The 2841-nt window shown below is 68.1% G+C and carries 4 protein-coding genes; 1 reads left to right on the top strand and 3 read right to left on the bottom strand.

The window, feature by feature from the left end; all coding sequences use genetic code 11:
- From E1288_RS46195 to E1288_RS46185, 3 genes are all read right to left on the bottom strand, one after another.
- Nucleotides 1-307 (bottom strand): helix-turn-helix domain-containing protein (locus tag E1288_RS46195; RefSeq protein WP_165968643.1); only part of this gene is annotated, 307 nt, incomplete at its 3' end.
- Nucleotides 308-311: 4 nt separating this feature from the next.
- A complete protein-coding gene (gene tnpA, locus E1288_RS46190) occupies nt 312-710 on the bottom strand; it encodes an IS200/IS605 family transposase (RefSeq protein ID WP_132495663.1) in 399 nt (132 codons plus the stop codon).
- A 124-nt stretch (nt 711-834) separates the two neighbouring features.
- Nucleotides 835-1707, bottom strand: coding sequence for a PaaX family transcriptional regulator (locus E1288_RS46185; RefSeq protein ID WP_132495661.1), 873 nt, complete (start codon nt 1705-1707; stop codon nt 835-837).
- A gap of 158 nt (nt 1708-1865) precedes the next feature.
- On the opposite strand from E1288_RS46185, the gene E1288_RS46180 reads away from it, so the two are divergent.
- On the top strand, nt 1866-2642 hold the full coding sequence (locus E1288_RS46180; protein ID WP_132495659.1) for a cyclase family protein: 777 nt from the start codon (nt 1866-1868) through the stop codon (nt 2640-2642).
- The last annotated feature ends 199 nt before the right edge of the window (nt 2643-2841 follow it).

Genomic DNA, 2841 nt, shown 5'->3' with positions numbered 1-2841 from the left:
GGTTCCAACGCTGCTTACCGCGCCACTTAACCCGGAACGTGCCGTGGTCGCGGCACGCCCGGTCCAGGTCCTTCAACGCCTGCTGGAGAATGTGCGACGGCGCGGTCTGCAACCAGTCGTGCTCGGTTTTCGCGTCGACGAGCTGTCCGGCTTGCTCGTTGTAGTTCATCCACGCCCCGCGCCGCCGGTACTCGCGACGTTGTTCCAGGGCGGTGTTCCACACTGCCCGGCAAATATTGCCGAACTCCTCGCACTGGGCGGCCTGCGCGATGGTGAGCTTCAAGCGGTAGCGACGTCCCGTCAGCAACGGCTCACCGGGCCTTCTGCTGTTCGACGTAGCGCTTGATGACCGACAGCGGTGCGCCGCCGACCGTCGCGACGAAGTAGCTATTGGTCCACAGCGTCGGAAGCTTCGACCGCAACCACGGGAACTCTTCCCGCAACACCCGCGACGAACGTCCCTTAATCGCTTTGACCAGCTTGTGCACCCCGTACTGCGGGTCGACTTCGACGAGAAGGTGAACGTGGTCCGGCATCGTTTCCAGCTCCACCAGCCACGCCCCCTTCTCCTCGACGACTTCCCGGATGAGCTGCTTCAAGCGTTCTTCCATCCGGCCACCGATAACCCGGCGCCGGTATTTCGGGCACCACACGACGTGGAACGCGCACTGAAAGGTGATGTTCGCGTTCGATCGCAGCGCGACGGCCATACCCAGCACTATACAGCACCGAGCTATCTAACGTTGGCAGGGTTACCGCTGGGCACGTCAGGATCGGACTTGACGTGCTAACCCCACGAATAAATCCGGGGGTCTGCGCACTACGTCTACCTGATCAGCGCGCGACGGCTTCGACGTGGTCGTGGGCCTGCCGCTCCAGCAGGGACTTCAGCTCGAAGAACACCTCGGCGGCCACCGTCCCGTTCCAGTCCTTCGGCAGCAGCTCGGCGGGCAGCCCGGGATCCAGGTAGGGCAACCGGCGCCAGTCGGTGAGCACCCGCACGTAGTCGGCGAAGGCCTCCGGGCCGCGCGGCGACCGGCGGCGCCGCCACCGCCGCAGCACCGGCTGGTGCACCCCGATGAACTCGCCGTAGAGCTCCTGCAGCTGCTCCAGGTCCCACCACTGCGCCACCTTGGTCCGCAGATCGCCGAAGGCGAGGTGCTCGGCGTGGAACAGATCGGCGTACCCGGCCAGCTCGTAGCGCTGCAGGACGCTGCTCGCCGCGTCGCGCAGGTCGGCCGGGGCGATCCACACCCCCGGCGCGGCGGTGCCGAAGCCCAGGCGCGTCAGCTGGGTGCGCAGCACGTGCCGCTTCTGCCGCTCGGATTCCGGGACCGAGAACACCGCCAGCACCCACCCGTCGGCGAGGGTGGCGCGCTCGCGGCGGAAGATCCGCTCGTCTCCTTCGCGCAGGATCTCCAGCGCGGCACCGGACAGCTCGTAGCCCGCCGCCCCGCCGCGCCGCTCGGCCAGCAGGATGCCGCGCCGCTTCAGCCGCGAGATCGACGAGCGCACCGCGGGCTCGTCGACGCCCAGATCGGCGAGCAGCCGCACCAACGACGCCACCGACAGCCAGCCACCGGCCTCGCGTGCGTACAGGCCGTAGAGGGTGACGATCAGCTGCCTGGGCTGCATGCCTCGGCCGGTCAGCTCGCCCACCACGGCATCGCCCACCGATGCGCCATCCGTCACGATGTCCGTCGTCACGCGAACACGATAACAGCGGCCGCGCGGGCCGACTCGATCCACAGTGCTGCGCCCGAATTCCCTGCCGCGCCGGGCGAATCCCGGCGCATTGGCAGCGCCCCGGACGCGAAGTAGGATCCCGCACGTCGTCAAGTTCCCGGAATCCGGAGGCGAAGAACGTGGCCGTCCTCGACGAACTGCTGCGGGCCCTGACGTCCGGCCGGATCAGCGTCATCGACCTGACCGCGCCCCTGACGTCCGACGTGCCCGTCCTGCAGCTGCCGGAGCCGTTCGCCAACACCATCGGCTTCAGCCTGGAGGAGATCAGCCGGTTCGACGACCGCGGCCCCGCCTGGTACTGGAACAACATCCACACCGGGGAGCACACCGGCACCCACTTCGACGCGCCGGTGCACTGGATCACCGGCCGCGACGGCCTCGACGTCGCCTCGGTCCCGCCCCGGCAGATGATCGGCCCGGCCGCGGTGCTGGACTGCTCCGCGCAGGTCGCCGAGGATCCGGACTTCCTGCTGGAGACCGAGCACATCCGCGAGTGGGAATCCGCGCACGGCCCCCTGCCCGAGGGCGGCTGGCTGCTGGTGCGGACCGGCTGGGACGCGCGCAGCGGCGATCAGGCCGAGTTCCTCAACGCCGACGACAGCGGCTCGCACACCCCGGGGATCTCGCCGGACTGCGCCCGCTGGCTGGCCGAGGAAAGCGCCCTGATCGGCATCGGCGTGGAAACCGTGGGCACCGACGCCGGGATGGCGCCCACCTTCGAACCGGCCTTCCCCTGCCACTCGCTGCTGCTCGGCGCCGGCAAGTACGGCCTCACCCAACTGCAGAACCTCGCACTGCTGCCACCCACCGGAGCGGTGCTGATCGCCGCGCCGCTGCCGATCGTCAACGGCTCCGGCAGCCCGACGCGGGTCCTGGCGCTGATCGAGCAGGACTGAGAAGTGATTTTTTCAATGGGCTTGCATAGCGGTGCGGGTAGCGGAACCTCAGACGCCGCCTCGCTGTGGGATCCCCGACTTATTGATGGGTAACTCAAATGTGGCGTGATCGTTGGTTATGGTGTGAAGGTGGCGGTGGTTGATGTCAAGCGGCTTTCTCCTGTCTCGCAAGAGGATTTGCGGCGGAGGGTGGTTGCGG

Source organism: Saccharopolyspora elongata (assembly GCF_004348985.1).
In the GTDB taxonomy this organism is placed as follows: Bacteria; Actinomycetota; Actinomycetes; order Mycobacteriales; family Pseudonocardiaceae; genus Saccharopolyspora; species Saccharopolyspora elongata.
This window is presented reverse-complemented; position numbering and strand designations above follow the sequence as displayed.

Coding starts and splice junctions, on each gene's coding strand:
- tnpA (WP_132495663.1), bottom strand. CDS start 710: ATGGCCGTCGCGCTGCGATCGAACGCGAACATCACCTTTCAGTGCGCG.